We start from the raw sequence: 13,583 nt of genomic DNA, 5'->3' as shown, positions 1-13,583 counted from the left end.
CAAGTTCTGAGTCGCCGTCCGCTACTTGTCGACGTCGCCCATCTTCTGTCCGAGCTGGTATTTCATGTCAAACGGATCGCCTTGAGTCTGACGAGGAAGCAGTTCGTGACGTACGACAACAAGAACCTCTTGACCCTCGAGATCCCGCAGACCCCGCTCCCCATTGGGAATTAGATCGCCGTCTCTCAACTCACCAGCCACCAGTTCACCTGTGGCAAGCTGTCCAGACTCGTTAGTCGCCATTGAGGTGACAGCGACGCTCTTTCCCTCGAGTACCCTGATCCGCTCACCGAGCTCGCCGATTACGAGTCGACCACTTACAACTCGACCCTCAAAAGTTGCGAACATGTAAGCCTCCCCATTCTCTGACTGCCGTCGGCCCGAGTCGATGAGGTGCCGACGGACCTGATTTGAGCCCCAGTCCCTAGGGCCATGGTGGGACAGCCACGCCGACAAGTACACCTCTCGCCGCTTCGCAATCTGATTCAGTAGCAATCGCTTGATTTGGGTTGGCGCCTGGTGGTTGACCCCGACGCCGATGTCCTCCCGCAGTCCGCCGCATACATATTGGAATGTCAGTTGCCTCGGGAAACATCGCACGTCACGCAGATAGGTCCTGTTTTGCTAGGTAAATCTGCCGGTGGAGAAGGTCGTGGGCGCGACGGCCGTTCCGTCGCTGAGACCGACCGGTCCTCGCCGCGCGCCCTCACCCCAGTGGGGCGTCCGCTCGCGGGAGCGAGCGGGCAGCGGTGGGACATTGCGGACGAACCAGCGGATGAACCGCTTGTGATCAGCCGCCGTCTGCCGCTTGCCTAGGCTGCGTGACGGGCGACGTGTCGATTGGAGCAACTCCGAGCGCGTGACACGGTTCGTGACGCGAACTGGAATCAACTGCTGCTGGCTGAGGCACCCACAGAGGCGGACGGCGACACTCCTGTCGCCTGAAGATGGCAAGGTTGACGCCATCGAGCAGCCTTTTAATCCGCCGTTCGACCGTTCGAGACCTGCGCCCGATGGTGCGAACTTCAGCGGACGTGGGTTGGGCCATCGAGAATCGCGCTGACGATCTCGGCTACGCGATCGCGTTCGGCGGGGGTGAGGATCTCGCGGAAGCCGGTGCTGCCATGGAGGGCGTCGAGATAGTCGACAAGGGCGGTGAGAAGCAGAAGGCTCTCGCGGGCGTAGTCGGGGAGAGTGGGGTCGTTCTGATGCCTCGATGCCAGCCGGTTGGCTTCCCGGGTGTCTTCGAGGTTCCAGCCGTCGCCTGGGTCACGGCGGGGGTAGCCGAGCAGCGACGAGCTGACGTAGTACTCGTCGGCTCGAGCGGGGTTGTTGCCGAGGGAGTCGATGAACTGCGCGACTCGCGCGCGCTCGTCGCCGCTGAGGAATTCGTCGAGTCGCCGGCCGTGGAGCTCTTCGACGTAGGTGATCAGGCCCTCGGTGCAGTGGATCGCGACAGCGACCTCGGGATCGAGGGTGTCGGTGGCGATGTCGCGAACCGTCGCGGGGGCGTCGATCACGTCGTCGAGTTCCAGGTCAAGACCTGGGATTAGACGCGAGCGGTGAGCGGGAACGTTCGCCGTCATGTGTCCACCTATCGTTCGTGGGTCGGGCTGTTCGGGCTCGGACCTCGCCCGGGACGGCTCGCCTGGGGTGCGATGGCGGGCTTGGTCGAGCCTATCTGTCGGGGTGAGGGTGAGGCCTGAAGTACGTGGTTGGCCGATCCGGCGGGTGGCCGGAAGCGCAGGATCCATTCGGAGGTTCCCGGGTCGGTGAAGGCTAGGCCGCCCTTGCGGATCTCCTTGATCACGTCCTTGCGAATGAGGCTGTAGAACGCCGCATCGACGTTCGCTGACCGCGATGACGGTGGCAGCCGCGCTTCGACTGAGGCGCGGTCCTGGATCGGGGGCCCGGCGGCCAAGGTTTGCGCGATCGCCTGCTCGGTTGACTGGAGGCGGTTCCAGGCTGGGCCGTGAATCTGCCTGTCGAGCTTGTGACGGGCACGTTCGACTCCGGCCAGCGCCGAGTGGTTCGTAATCTCGCGCGTCCCGTTGGGCGCCGCCCGCCACGCTTCGAAGGCTGCGAGCTGCAGCCGCAGCGGGTGCCCTTGCGAGAACTGCACGACGGTGTTCAGGGCATCTTGGCTGAACGTGACGCCGGCGAGGCTGGCAGTGTGGCGGACCACCGCGTTTGCCTCGGGCGGTGTCAGGACGTCGATGCGGCCGACGTCGAAGACCTGACCCCGGTCCGCCGTGGTGAGGGCCGCCTCGGCTGCACCAGATCCCGCGGTGACAACACCGACGGGGTGCCCTGCCCGAGAACACTCGTTGAGGCCGTCGCACAGTTGCTCCAGTTGTGATGGAGACCAGCGCTGGAGGTTGTCGATAACGACCATCGCAGGTTGCCCCGATCGACGCGCCTGCTCGCCGGCGTCAGTGAGTAGCTTTGCGATCTGGGGCCCGCCAGTTGGGCGCTCGATGTTCACCGATGCGCTTGGTCCTCCCACGCCAACCGACAAGCTCCCACCCCGGACCGATCGAGACAGGCTCCGCAGCCGATCGAGCACCCGAGCGCCGCCGCGCATGCGTTCGCTGTCGAGACTACTCTGGAGAGCTTCGTTCACCGGCTGGCCCGCACCAACCTTCACCTCGGCCACCCGCCAGCCCCGCGAGCGCAACTCCTCAGCAACCTGGAGAAGCAAGGTGGACTTGCCCATCCCGCGCGACCCCGAGAACAACAACCCGTTCGTCTCCACCTGCGCGTGAGCCACGTCGCTCGCGAAGGCGCGCGCTAACGCCCGCTCAGCCTCTCGCCCCAGCGGCGCACGCGGCGCCACACCAGGGCGAGGTGTGAACGGACTTCCATGTGCCATCTACGCCCCCGCGCCTCGACTCAAGCCACTTCGGCCAACTCTATTTGCATTTTGCCTGCGTACGCCGGGCGCCCTGTGGATAACTGGGACCGGGTGGCGCACGTTCAGCTCTCCGCTCCGCCGAGATAGGCTGCGCCAGCCAGCACCGGCGCTGCGAGCGACTCCCGGGGCCGATGCCTGGCGGATTGTCTCCGTGGACAGCCTGGGCAATCTTGTCAATGATCGCCGCAGCAACCGTCGGTACCTGGACCTTGTGTTGCCCGAGCATCAGCGTGACCATCATTCAATGGGACCCGGCGGGGAGAGACCACCTGGCAACAGTGACGGCGTCTGGGTGCTCTGTAAGAAGTGCAATCGGATCAGCATGAAGCGAGGCGCCTGGCACAAGGGCTGCCCTCAGCCCGATTGCGACGGCGGTCCTGAGAGTCTGAAGACAGTGCCTCGGCCCGGCGGATCTCAATGATCACCACGGCGCTGCAGCAACTCGCTGGATTGTTCTCCCGCCGATTTTTCTTCAACGCTCTGCTTCCCACCTTCGTCTTCACTACCGTCACATCGCTCATCTTCGTTATCGCTTGGTGGCCGACAAACCTTTCTGTAGCGTCGTGGGCACACGTGGATCTGCTCACCAAGCTGATCGGAATCTTTATCTATTTCGCAGTGATCTACTTCCTGGCAGCCGGAGTCGCCAGCCAATGGCGTGGCATTGTCAGGCTGTTCGAGGGGTATCCCTTCATCGCCAAACCTAACTCCGCTCGGCTCGCCTATTTCAACGGGCAGACAAGGCATCGCACCATGATGGATCGACTCCAATCGGAGGAGTATGGCGATCCGGCGTCGGCGTACTACCTCTATCCAATGGAAGATTATCGGGACCAAGTGCTTTCGACCAGGCTCGGAAATATCCTGCTAGCCGGCGAGCGCTACGCGAACAGCCGGTATCAGATCGAAACGATCTATTTCTGGCCCCGGATCTACCCGCTTCTCCCCGAAGCCTTCCAGCGGGATTATGAGGCGGCGGTAATTCAATACCAGTTCCCACTCGTCGTCGCCTTCCAAGCAGGGGTGTCGACGGTAGTCTGCGCGCTCGCTCTGCTATTCGCCCATTCTTCTGCGTGGACGTTCGTGGCGGTCGTCGTTGGTGGCAGCCTGGTTGCGTCAGTTGCGTATAAGGCCTCGTTGTCGAGTGCGATCGAGGTAGCCGAGCAGCAGCGCGCGGCTTTCGATCTGTACCGCGACCGACTCCTTCTGTCCTGGCCTTCAGTGGCCGATGTCATGGATGAGCGAGCAGCATTCTCGGACATCAAGCTCTTCATTCTCTGGAACAAGCAGCCCGAGTGGGCTGAGCCGCATCGTAGGTACTCGAAGCGGCGCCAGTAGTCAGGACCCGTGGTAGGCGCCGACACGCACGATGGACACGGTGCTGCTGCCCCGCTGGGCAGCGAAAAGTGCGATTTCGGCTGGCCGAACGGAAAGCACAACTGAGGATCCGCTGATCAGGTCGACGACCAGGGCGTCGACGATGTGGTGAGCCTCCGGAGTGGACTCTTCATTCGGTGAGAACAGGACCTTGACCTGATCCCCCCTGGCCAACTGTCCGCCGAGACTTGTTTCCGCAGTCCACGGCATGGCAACGATCGCCGACGCAATAGCGCCAGTGCGCAGCTGCGGTCCGCACGAGTCAGTTCGGAGCGGCTGGCCCTGCTTCACTGCACGTGTCGTGTAGCGGCCGAGCAATCCTTCGCGTGCGGATTCCGGAACAGCGTCGGGCGGGAGCCGACGGCGCTCTACCGCTCTCAGCTCGAGGTCGTCTTGAGTCAACTGGTGATACGCAGGCAGGTCGACGTCCGCAACATAGATCTGGGTAGTGCCGCTCGTGAGGCTTAGGTAGAGCCCACCCGCGACAGCGACCAGTACGACGGCGACCCAGACCAGCCAGGACATTCGGAGACCTCGAAGTCTTGGCGGTTGACTTGGCGAGGATCCTGCGGTGGTCACCATTGGAACGTAGTCGCCGGGGCTCGCAGGCCGCACGCTGACACGCCCGCGACTGAGGCCGGCTCCCTCGGTGGACGTTGCGGTCGGATCCTTGTGACTGCGGCATCCCCTCGGGTAGGCCGGGGCCGCTCGATCGATCGCGGTCGTACGGGTCTCGGGTGCGCGCTATCTGTACCTACGCGGTTCCTACACAGTCAGAGCCGCGCGGGTGGTGCCGCGGCTTACGCCAAGGCCCAACCAAGCCGTGCGAGCGCCTCTAGACTCAGGGGTGTTTGCATGGAGGTGTTGGGAGTACGTCGGAGACCTGTGCCAGGCAGAGTGCGGATAGAGTGAAAGCGTCGGATATCTGGCCATCTCGGATTTCGTCGAAGAGTTGCGTCACCGGGATCCACCTGACCTCCGCGATCTCGTCCGTGTCGGTCGGGGTCGCTTCGGCGGCGGCGTACCGCGCGACGAAGACGTCGACCGTCGACGCCAGCAGGCCGCTGTTCGGATTTAGTTCACCGAGACGCTGCAGGTCGACCGGGTCAGCGCCGAGTTCCTCGTTGAGCTCGGTCAGAACGGTGAGGGAGGTGTCGACGGAGTGTGCGAACCCGCGCGGCAGGCTCCACTCGAAGGCGCCGAGGGCGTAGCGGTATGTCTTGACGAGCCCGACGAGATCCGCGAAGAGCGGTAAGGCCACGACGCCTCGCGCGCCCTCCGCCTCGACGATGCGCAGGTAGTCGCCCCGCGCGCCAGAAGCAAACTGGACCTCGTCGTCGTAGACGGTGATGAAACGGTTGCGGTAGACCTCGCGTTCCTCGAGCATCTCAATGGGTCGCTGGGGAGAAGTCACCTGTTCCTCAATCTGTCGCGCCACGACCTCTTGCCGGAGGTCAGAATAGTTTGCCGTCCTTCGATCCGCCGCCGGCGGAGGACAGCGTCGCGGGCCAGTATCCAACCAGGCAGACGGCGTGAGATTGGCGCGCTCGCCGCCGCTCCGACAACCGCCGTGACCACGCCGCTGATCAAGCTACCCGCAGCGGTCCCGACTGCGGTGCCGGCTCCAGCGGAGGCCAGAGCGGTGGCGACGTCCGGAGGGACGCTGGTCACTATCTGCAGGTAAAGACTGCCGTCCTGCTCGGTTTTGACCAGCGCGTTCACGCGCTCCCGGCGGTAGAACCGCACCTTCTGGTCGACCCCGACGATCATGTCGAGGTCAGACAGCATTTGCCCAACTTGCTGCCAGTTGAGCCATCCGTCGATATCCGAGGGCTTGACCACCACCGCATGCCGTTCGGTGACGCTGAAATCCAGTTGCGGGGAATCATCGGATACGTCCCTGGCAACCGCCGCGGAGGCCTCCGTGGCGAGGATCATGTCAGGTACGCCTAGCGACGCAAAGATCACCTCGTTGTACGCCAGGTCGACAACCAGTTTGACCTTGTCGTGGAAGAGGTCCAACTCGGGATGTTCCCGCCGGCCACGGTCGATGGCGGCGTACCAGACCGCTCGCTTGTTCTCGTGGCCGGTCGGCTGAGCATTGATGTCGGCGTACAACCGTCGACGCGCGGCGGCTGTCTCCTCGTCCGGGGTTGACAGCAGATCGATCTGCTGCCGGCTGAGCACCCCGAGCGTGGCACCGCTCGGCGGACCTGCGATCTCCTCCACCGCCTGGCTCCTGCGCAGGACATTGTCCAGGTTGCGCAACGCGTCAAGGCGTGCGCTGACTGCCTCGGGTGTCACGTTCTTGTCGCCCGCGAGCTGCGCAAGTACTCGCTCGCGCATGTCCTTGCTGTTCAATTCCGGCCAAGCGGAGAACGTGAAGGCGTCGTCGCGCACCTTGCTCTCGAAGGCGCGCAGAAGCGTTGCCTGCCCGCGGCCCGCTGGGTCGGCCAGCAGGCGGACCTGGAGGCGGCTTCGCTCAAAGAGCTTGAGCAGGGCCAGGGCATTGCGGTCCTCGCTGACCAGGCTGCTAAGGAGCGCTGCGTTGTCAAATGCCTGGGTCTGTGAGAGGACCGGGATACGGTCATGGAAGAGCAAACCCTCCATGAGGGCTCCTGTCGCCAGCGCGGTATTGACCGCACTTCTCTCTTGCTTCTCGATCTGGTCCGAGCTAGCAACCAGAACGCTGTCCATCGCTGTGTAGTAGGTCAGCATCGAAAACTTCCACCCTCCTTGACTCCACTGGCCAGCTTTGACGCAGCTTCATGCCCTGAGGTTCCTGATCACTCTGTCTCACGCATGCAGGGCCGGCGGTGCCACGCAGCGTGTTCGGCTCACTTTTAGAGAATGTCGGCGGCCAGGGCTTCGGGACGCTCGTCCGGCCACGTCATGCCACCCCGCGTTCGGATGTCCCGTCGTCGGGACGCTCCTCCACAGTGTTGGCCGCGCCGAAGCGATCCTCTGCGATGCCGGCAACTCCGATGTCGTTGAGAACGTCGCAGTGGGCGATGTCGGTGAAGACCTTGTCGACGCCGATCCCGATCCAGCTCTTGTCGACGTTCGTGGCGGTCTTGGGGACCACCTTCTTGATGAGGGCCGGAAACGTCGCCCCCACCTCACCGGTCCACTCCGAAGATAGGAATCTGGTCGGTCTCCGCGGGCGATGGACGCGCTCGGCCACATGACCGCGCGCGCACCTGGCACCGTGGGATCATTCGTGGTGCGAAGGCGCGTTAAACAGAGTCAGCTCACGGGGCTAGAAACCCTTCGAACGCGGACTTCTGACGCTTAGAGAGGCTGGTTACTAGGACATCATTGCCCCTTTTAATCCGCAGGTCCACGTCTCGATGTGGACGCTCTCCTTGGCGGGCTGACTGCGGGGGACGCGGCGCTGGCACTGGAGGCGTCCGGTGTCGGCCTGCTCGGCAGCTCCAGCCCTGCCGTGGGGTCGGGAAAGGTCTCGAGCGGGTATCCGGGCTCAATGCGTACGTCGGAGAGGTCCATTGTGCCGCCGAGGAACTCCACTGCGCCGAGGTCGACGGTTCCCCTGGAGAAGATCGTGTCGGCGAAATCGACGGTGCCGGCGTCGAGTCTTGCGCCGACGAAGCTGACGTTGCCTCCGTGGATCTCGGTAGGGGACGCGGGGTTGGCGTGGCCGAAATCGATGGTTCCGCCGGAGAGTAAGGCGTAGCTGAAGTTGACGGTGCCACCAAAGAACCTCGCGCCGCCGAAGCTGGCGGTGCCGGTGGAGAATCTCGCGGTACTGAAATTGACGGTGCTCCCCGAGAACATCGCTTCGTGGAAGTCGACGCTGCCGGCGAACTCCGCGGCGTCGAAGTGGATGGTGCCGCCAGCGAACTTCGCGCGGCGGAATGAGACCACAGCGCGGTCGTCACTGCTGTTGGCGAATGTCGCGCCGATGAAACTGACGTCGCCGCCGGAAAACGTCGCTTTGCCGAAGTCGACAGTGCCGCCGGCGAACGACGCTTCGGTGAAGTCGACGCCGCCGGCGAACGTCGCCTCGCCGAAGTCGACGAAGCCGCTAGCGAACAACGCGCGCCGGAAGAGAACGAGGGCGCCGGAGGAGAAGTGGACGCCGCGGAAGTCGGCGCCGTCAAAGACGGCGTCGGTGAAGTCGAGGTCGTACCCATGCCACCGCCTCGACTCAGGAGCTGAGGGATGCAGGTGTGCGGTGATGAGGCGGAGGACGGTGCGGCGAACCTCGCGTTCTCCTGGTTCCCTGGTCGGACCGTCAGGATCGATGCCAGGCGACGATCGGTAACCAGCGAGCTTCGTCCGGATCGGCTTGACCTCTGGCGGCGCGGAGGAGGGATAGGGCAGCCGCAGATACGCGCAAAGCACGTCGATGCACTGCTGGCGCTGACTTTCCCAGTCGTCGGCGAGGCGGGCCATAGCGTAGATCCCGGCGAGCCGAACGGCAGCCTTGTCGCTGCCGATCAGATCGGCGGCGTCCTGGTATCTGCTGCTGAACAGCCGCTGATCGTCACGGTGGCTCGCGGACTCGTCGACTCGTGCGCGCCGGTAGCCGACGATGAGCGCGACGGCGGCGCCGACGCCCGCAGTCAGCCCGAGAGCGATCTTCACCATGTCGATGAGCAGTTGCTGCTGGGCTGCCGTCGGGGCTTTGGGCCACGGCTTGATGTGAACCAGCTCAGCCAGGAGGACGTAGAGCCCGATCGCGCCGACCGCCGCCAAGACCACAGCTCCGAGTGCGTACCAGCGCAATGGCCTCATTGCCGGCGTCTGTGCCCGGTCGCGGTCGAGACTCGTCACGGTTCGTTCCCCCATCCACCCGGCAGCAAAGCTGCCCCCAGACACAGTGCCCGAGCTGACGGCGGAGTGTCTACCACCAGGCGAGGTTGAGCCCGACCGCGCGCTCTGTCATCATCCGCAGCCCGTTGACATCCAACCTTCGACAACCTTCGTCCTGATGGGACTCGACTGGTTGTGGGGTGCTCAGATTGGAAGGGGGAGAGCCTCGCGGCATGTCCTCATCGATCGTGCCAGGCTCCTTTTGCAGGATGCGGGGGAACCGTCGAACCGGCAGTTGGATCGGCGATTCCGGGTAGGGCGGAGCCTGTCGGCCGGCGCGTTCGTCCTGTCAATGGTCCTGTCAATGAAGTTCAGTCAGCTTGGGCGAGATGTGACAGCAGAGACAGCGATACCGACACGATTTCCGCGTGATGCACCTCTCTGCGGGCGATCCGCACACTTGTAAAGCGGTGGCCGGGGCTCGGATGGCCACATCGCTCGTCCCTATATTGGCGGCGGGAGATCGCGCAGATGGCCGGATGTTGTGGAATCTTCTGGTCCTTCCCGCATCAGCCCATTCGCACGAACGGAATGCCTGCTTGGTTCAACACCTCGTACAGGTCGGCGATCCCGCCCGTCGCGCCGCGCTCATCGCACTGAGTGAAGATGAGCCGCTCGGCCGCGCGGGACACACCGACGAAGAATGCCATTGTGGATTCGATCGTGTCGCGGGCGTGTGCCCACCATTGCTGGTCGTCGAGGCCGACGAAGAAGACCGTGTGGTACTCCAGGCCTTTGCTGCGGTGGATGGTCAGCAGCGGCACTGCTTCTTCGTCGGTGAACGCAGTCGCTACTTCGTCCCACTTGTCGACCCGTCCGAGAACGTCACCTAGCCGGGTCTTGAACGCGTTGAGAGTCAGCGCGAGGTCTTCTGGCCGGTCAGCGAGAATGCGCTTCTGCGCGACCTTGTCGTACTCCACGAATGCGATGAGCTTGTCGGTGAGGACCTCGGTGAGCTCGCTGACCGGACCAGTGGTCGCTTGATCGCCCAAAGGCGTAGCTCTGAACCAGCTGCGCAGTTGTGCCAGAAAGTCGGAGAGTGCGTCGTCGACGCTCGACCCCACTTCGCGGTTCCGGTCGGTTGGAGCGAGCCTGGTCAGGATGGCGATGACCTCGCGCCAAGTCTGCGCCTCGCCGCCGCGAGCGGCGCCGAGACGCACCAGACCGATGAGCAGGCGCGCGAGCTCGTCTTTGAGCAGGTCCTGGAGTCGGAGTTCGCCGACCTGGGCGTCGTCGTTGCGCAGCTTGAGTCCTTGCGCTGCGAGCGCCTGCGCGAACTCCGGTTCGAGGTCGGCCACTCGTTGGCGCGCAATCAGGGCGTACTCCGCCGGCGGGCGTCCGGATTGCTCGATGTCGGCGGCGATCCACGCTGCGAGTGACTCGGCCTCGAGCCTTGCGTTGGAGAACGACCAGACCTGAATTGGGGACTCTCCGACATGGCGGACGACCTGCGAGACCTGCTGTTGGCTGTCTGGGTCGAGCCGTGTCGCGAAACGATGTTGCAGGTCGACGAGCTCTTGGGTGGACCGGAAGTTCCATGTGAGCTCGAACGACTGTGCGTTGAAGTCGTGTTCGAACTGGGTGAATGCGTCGATCAGAGCGCCAGCCCAGCCCATGATCCGTTGCTTGCGGTCGCCGACGACCGTGACGGTCGTGCCCTCGTGCGCAAACACGGACCTCAGGAAGGAATATTGGGCATAAGTGGTGTCCTGGAACTCGTCGACGAACACATGTGGGTAGGTGGCGATGAGCGCGCGTTGCAGTTGCGCACTCGAACGGATGACAAGCTCGGCCAGTCGGTTCAGCATCACGAAGTCGACCGAGGGGAGTGCATGGGCTTGGAACTTCTGGGCCCACCACTGCTGGACCGCGTATTCTCGCGCAGTCACGGGTTCCTGCGGCTCGGGCTCCAGACGATAGGAACCGACAAGGTTCGTGATGAACCCGGTCGCCGGGATGGCGTAGAGGTCGCTACGGAACTTCTCTGGCGCTGTTGCCGCTAGGCTGGCAAGGAAGTCGCGAACCTCGATCTGGCTGGAAAAGCCGATCCGGTAGCTGCCTGCAATCGCCCAGGCGGGCGGGAGTAGATCCCCAAAACGATCGACAACCGACTTGGTGAACGAGTCGAACGTCATCGAGGTGAACCGTTCGGCGTGCTCAGGTAACCGTGTCTGTACCCTTCGCCGAAGGTTCGCTGCCGCATCCCGCTTGAACGAGATTGCGAGGATCTGCTGGGGCGGACGGCATAGGCCGGTCTCGAGGAGATAGCTGGCGCGCTGTGCCAAGAACTCGGACTTTCCAGCGCCTGGTCCTGCAGTGAGGGAAAGAGTGCCGGCGCGCAAGGCATCCCAGGCCGCGGGTTCCAGCTCCTCGATGTCGCGCGGACGCCAGTCAGCGGGGTCAGTCCTCATGTTGGGGTGACCGCCTTGGCGATCCGGTCGACAAGACGTGAGAGCCGACCTTTAACCTTCGCTAGGTCAGCCTGGGAGACATAGGACAGGGCGCGCAGGTGGGTACTGGGCTTGGACTGGCTGAGGAACAGGTAGCGGTACCAGCGCAGGTCGTCGGTCCTGTCTTCGTCCGTCCAGTACTCCACATCAGGTCGCACATCTGCCTCACCGAGCGCCGCGTCGCGCGGATCTCCCAAACTACTTGGTCCCTTCTTTCCGACCTCAAGGTGGTCGGTGTACGCCGACTTGAACGTCGTCAGCAAGAGCATGTCGAGGTCGAGCGGAGCAGAGAAGTAGATGTCCCACTTCTCGAGGTGGTTCATCCAAGCCACCAACTGGGTGCGGTCGAGTGCGCCGATGTCGTCGATCGAATTGAAGCCGACGATCTCATCGGACCGGTCGAACGGATTCAGTCCCAGCTGAAGCAGGCGGGTGCAGGCGTCACGGATGCGTCCTTCGCCTCCTCCGCTCCGGCCCCAGTCGAGATCGAGAAGCGTTGCGTACGGGATCCCGAGCTGTGAGAGGAGGCGCCAGAAGTGATTGGTGTGCCGCCCACCTAGTGGTACGACGGCAACGAACGATTGGTCGATGTGCAGGCCCCTAGCTGCGGCGAGTTTTGGCAGAACGAGTGCTTCGGAATCGCCTTCGCCGAGGACCACGAAACGGGCGAAGTACAGCTCCGGATGGGCATGAATCGCCTCGCGGATGTACTTGCCTGCCTCGGATGCCTCGTCCGGGAGGACGATCTCGCGCACTCGGGTCGTCTTCGTTGCCTCGTCGAGTCGGAAGTGCCGGACCTGCTCGGGTGAGATGCGGGACAGAACGCTGGCGGAATGGCTTGAGATGAGGGACTGGGCGCGGCCGCCTTGGGTCACGTCAAGCAGTTGCTGAACCACACGGGAAAGGAAGAAGGGCGCCAAGTTGTTCTCTGGCTCCTCGAGCGCAAGGAGGGTGAGGGTTGGCAATGCCGTCGCGGTGAGTTCGAACTTGTCGTCGTGCTCGCCAGCAGCGATTGCGCCCTCAAGGTCCAAGGTGGCCGCAGTCAGAGCGATGTGGAGCAGGGACTGCTGCCCGTCACTCAACTCTCTGGCAGACCGGGTTCGTCCGGTCGGCGAAGGCTCGAACAGCATCTCTGCGTTCGTGACGAGGACGCTCACGTCACGGTTGATGGGCTCGAACATCGGGTTCTGCTCGGAGGTCAGGTGATGGAGCTCTTGCCACCTTGTCGAGATCGCCTTGGTCACGGTCTCAACGACCGCCTCGCTCTTGAACTTCTTCGAAAGCTCGTCAGCCGCACCGCCGACGTGCTCTCGGAACGGGTCGGACCACTGGCTCGCGCGCCAAACCCGCCCGCGGAGGAAGGCGTTGACTTGGCGTGCTCCATCCCGGGTCGCAGGCACGTAGACCATCTGAATGCGATTGCGATCCGGGGCGCTAAGCTCAAGCCACTTTTCGCCGTACTCCTCTTCGAACGTGTGGACGACCCGGCGACTGTCTTCGATGGTCCCGTTCACAGGACCTTCGGCTGACCAGGACGCATCGAGGACGATGCGAAGCTTGAGCTGTCCATCGTCGTCGGCCGTCATCTGTGCGAAGAATTCCGGCACGCTGCCTGAGGCGTCGGCATCATCGTCGGCGAGTTCGGGGAACGCGAAGACTGCTTCGATGCTGAGAGCCCTCGTCGAGGGCGCTTCATCCTCGTCGTCGGGGACATGGAAGTCCTCCACGCGTATCTGCCGCTGATCACCTACAACGCTGAACAGTCGCGAGAGAGCTTCGCAGGCGGCAGTCTTTCCAGCCGCGTTCGCGCCAAGCATCGCAGTCAGCTGAGTGTCGAAGCGGATCGTGGTCGGCTCGGGCCCGAAGCACTGGAAGTTCGTCAGAGTTAGGCGCTCAAGGAACATTCAGTGTCTCGCTCCACCTCAAGCCGGGTCGCTCCAAGGCGGCAGCCGGCTTCCTGCCAGCCTCGGCGTTTCTCAGCGCTCGATGCTGGCCGTGCGTTCGCA

The 13,583-nt window shown here is 63.5% G+C and carries 11 protein-coding genes; 1 reads left to right on the top strand and 10 read right to left on the bottom strand.

What is annotated here, in order from left to right:
• Window positions 1-21: 21 nt before the first annotated feature.
• The 3 genes from AB0J62_RS03795 to AB0J62_RS03785 form a co-directional block, all read right to left on the bottom strand.
• Window positions 22-348, bottom strand: a complete 327-nt coding sequence (locus AB0J62_RS03795) for a hypothetical protein (RefSeq protein ID WP_363864074.1) — start codon at window positions 346-348, stop codon at window positions 22-24.
• Between the two features lie 677 nt (window positions 349-1,025).
• Window positions 1,026-1,586: a hypothetical protein gene (locus tag AB0J62_RS03790; protein ID WP_363864072.1), complete on the bottom strand. Its 561-nt coding sequence runs from the start codon at window positions 1,584-1,586 to the stop codon at window positions 1,026-1,028.
• 8 nt (window positions 1,587-1,594) lie between these two features.
• Entirely contained in the window at window positions 1,595-2,872 is a 1,278-nt protein-coding gene (locus AB0J62_RS03785) for an ATP-binding protein (RefSeq protein ID WP_363864070.1), read from the bottom strand.
• 459 nt (window positions 2,873-3,331) lie between these two features.
• Between AB0J62_RS03785 and AB0J62_RS03780 the strand changes: the two genes are divergently transcribed.
• Window positions 3,332-4,252: a hypothetical protein gene (locus tag AB0J62_RS03780; protein ID WP_363864068.1), complete on the top strand. Its 921-nt coding sequence runs from the start codon at window positions 3,332-3,334 to the stop codon at window positions 4,250-4,252.
• Here AB0J62_RS03780 and AB0J62_RS03775 read toward each other — a convergent pair whose 3' ends face one another.
• The 7 genes from AB0J62_RS03775 to AB0J62_RS03745 form a co-directional block, all read right to left on the bottom strand.
• Window positions 4,253-4,816, bottom strand: a complete 564-nt coding sequence (locus AB0J62_RS03775; protein WP_363864066.1) for an SAF domain-containing protein — start codon at window positions 4,814-4,816, stop codon at window positions 4,253-4,255.
• A gap of 316 nt (window positions 4,817-5,132) precedes the next feature.
• Window positions 5,133-5,705 (bottom strand): NUDIX hydrolase, encoded by a 573-nt coding sequence (locus tag AB0J62_RS03770; protein ID WP_363864064.1) that lies wholly within the window; start codon window positions 5,703-5,705, stop codon window positions 5,133-5,135.
• Window positions 5,702-7,009, bottom strand: coding sequence for a hypothetical protein (locus AB0J62_RS03765; RefSeq protein WP_363864062.1), 1,308 nt, complete (start codon window positions 7,007-7,009; stop codon window positions 5,702-5,704). Before AB0J62_RS03765 ends, AB0J62_RS03770 begins: the two co-directional genes overlap by 4 nt.
• A gap of 172 nt (window positions 7,010-7,181) precedes the next feature.
• The gene (locus tag AB0J62_RS03760) at window positions 7,182-7,409 is read right to left on the bottom strand and encodes a hypothetical protein (RefSeq protein ID WP_363864060.1); all 228 of its coding nucleotides are present in this window, start codon (window positions 7,407-7,409) and stop codon (window positions 7,182-7,184) included.
• A gap of 209 nt (window positions 7,410-7,618) precedes the next feature.
• A complete protein-coding gene (locus AB0J62_RS03755; RefSeq protein WP_363864058.1) occupies window positions 7,619-9,088 on the bottom strand; it encodes a pentapeptide repeat-containing protein in 1,470 nt (489 codons plus the stop codon).
• Between the two features lie 548 nt (window positions 9,089-9,636).
• Window positions 9,637-11,538 carry an ATP-dependent helicase gene (locus tag AB0J62_RS03750; protein ID WP_363864056.1) on the bottom strand — a complete coding sequence of 634 codons (1,902 nt, stop codon included), beginning with the start codon at window positions 11,536-11,538 and terminating at the stop codon, window positions 9,637-9,639.
• Window positions 11,535-13,481, bottom strand: a complete 1,947-nt coding sequence (locus AB0J62_RS03745; RefSeq protein WP_363864054.1) for an AAA family ATPase — start codon at window positions 13,479-13,481, stop codon at window positions 11,535-11,537. Before AB0J62_RS03745 ends, AB0J62_RS03750 begins: the two co-directional genes overlap by 4 nt.
• Window positions 13,482-13,583: the final 102 nt, after the last annotated feature.

The organism is Kribbella sp. NPDC049584 (genome assembly GCF_040675555.1).
Taxonomy (GTDB): Bacteria; Actinomycetota; Actinomycetes; order Propionibacteriales; family Kribbellaceae; genus Kribbella.
The sequence above is the reverse complement of the archived record's forward strand: the minus strand, read 5'-3'. Positions and strand labels throughout refer to the sequence as shown.

What these genes read in the sequence shown, in the direction of transcription:
- AB0J62_RS03790 (WP_363864072.1), bottom strand. Translation starts at nt 1,586, where the DNA reads ATGACGGCGAACGTTCCCGCTCACCGCTCGCGTCTAATCCCAGGTCTT.
- AB0J62_RS03780 (WP_363864068.1), top strand. Translation starts at nt 3,332, where the DNA reads ATGATCACCACGGCGCTGCAGCAACTCGCTGGATTGTTCTCCCGCCGA.
- AB0J62_RS03750 (WP_363864056.1), bottom strand. Translation starts at nt 11,538, where the DNA reads ATGAGGACTGACCCCGCTGACTGGCGTCCGCGCGACATCGAGGAGCTG.
- AB0J62_RS03765 (WP_363864062.1), bottom strand. Translation starts at nt 7,009, where the DNA reads ATGCTGACCTACTACACAGCGATGGACAGCGTTCTGGTTGCTAGCTCG.
- AB0J62_RS03795 (WP_363864074.1), bottom strand. Translation starts at nt 348, where the DNA reads ATGTTCGCAACTTTTGAGGGTCGAGTTGTAAGTGGTCGACTCGTAATC.
- AB0J62_RS03785 (WP_363864070.1), bottom strand. Translation starts at nt 2,872, where the DNA reads ATGGCACATGGAAGTCCGTTCACACCTCGCCCTGGTGTGGCGCCGCGT.
- AB0J62_RS03775 (WP_363864066.1), bottom strand. Translation starts at nt 4,816, where the DNA reads ATGTCCTGGCTGGTCTGGGTCGCCGTCGTACTGGTCGCTGTCGCGGGT.
- AB0J62_RS03745 (WP_363864054.1), bottom strand. Translation starts at nt 13,481, where the DNA reads ATGTTCCTTGAGCGCCTAACTCTGACGAACTTCCAGTGCTTCGGGCCC.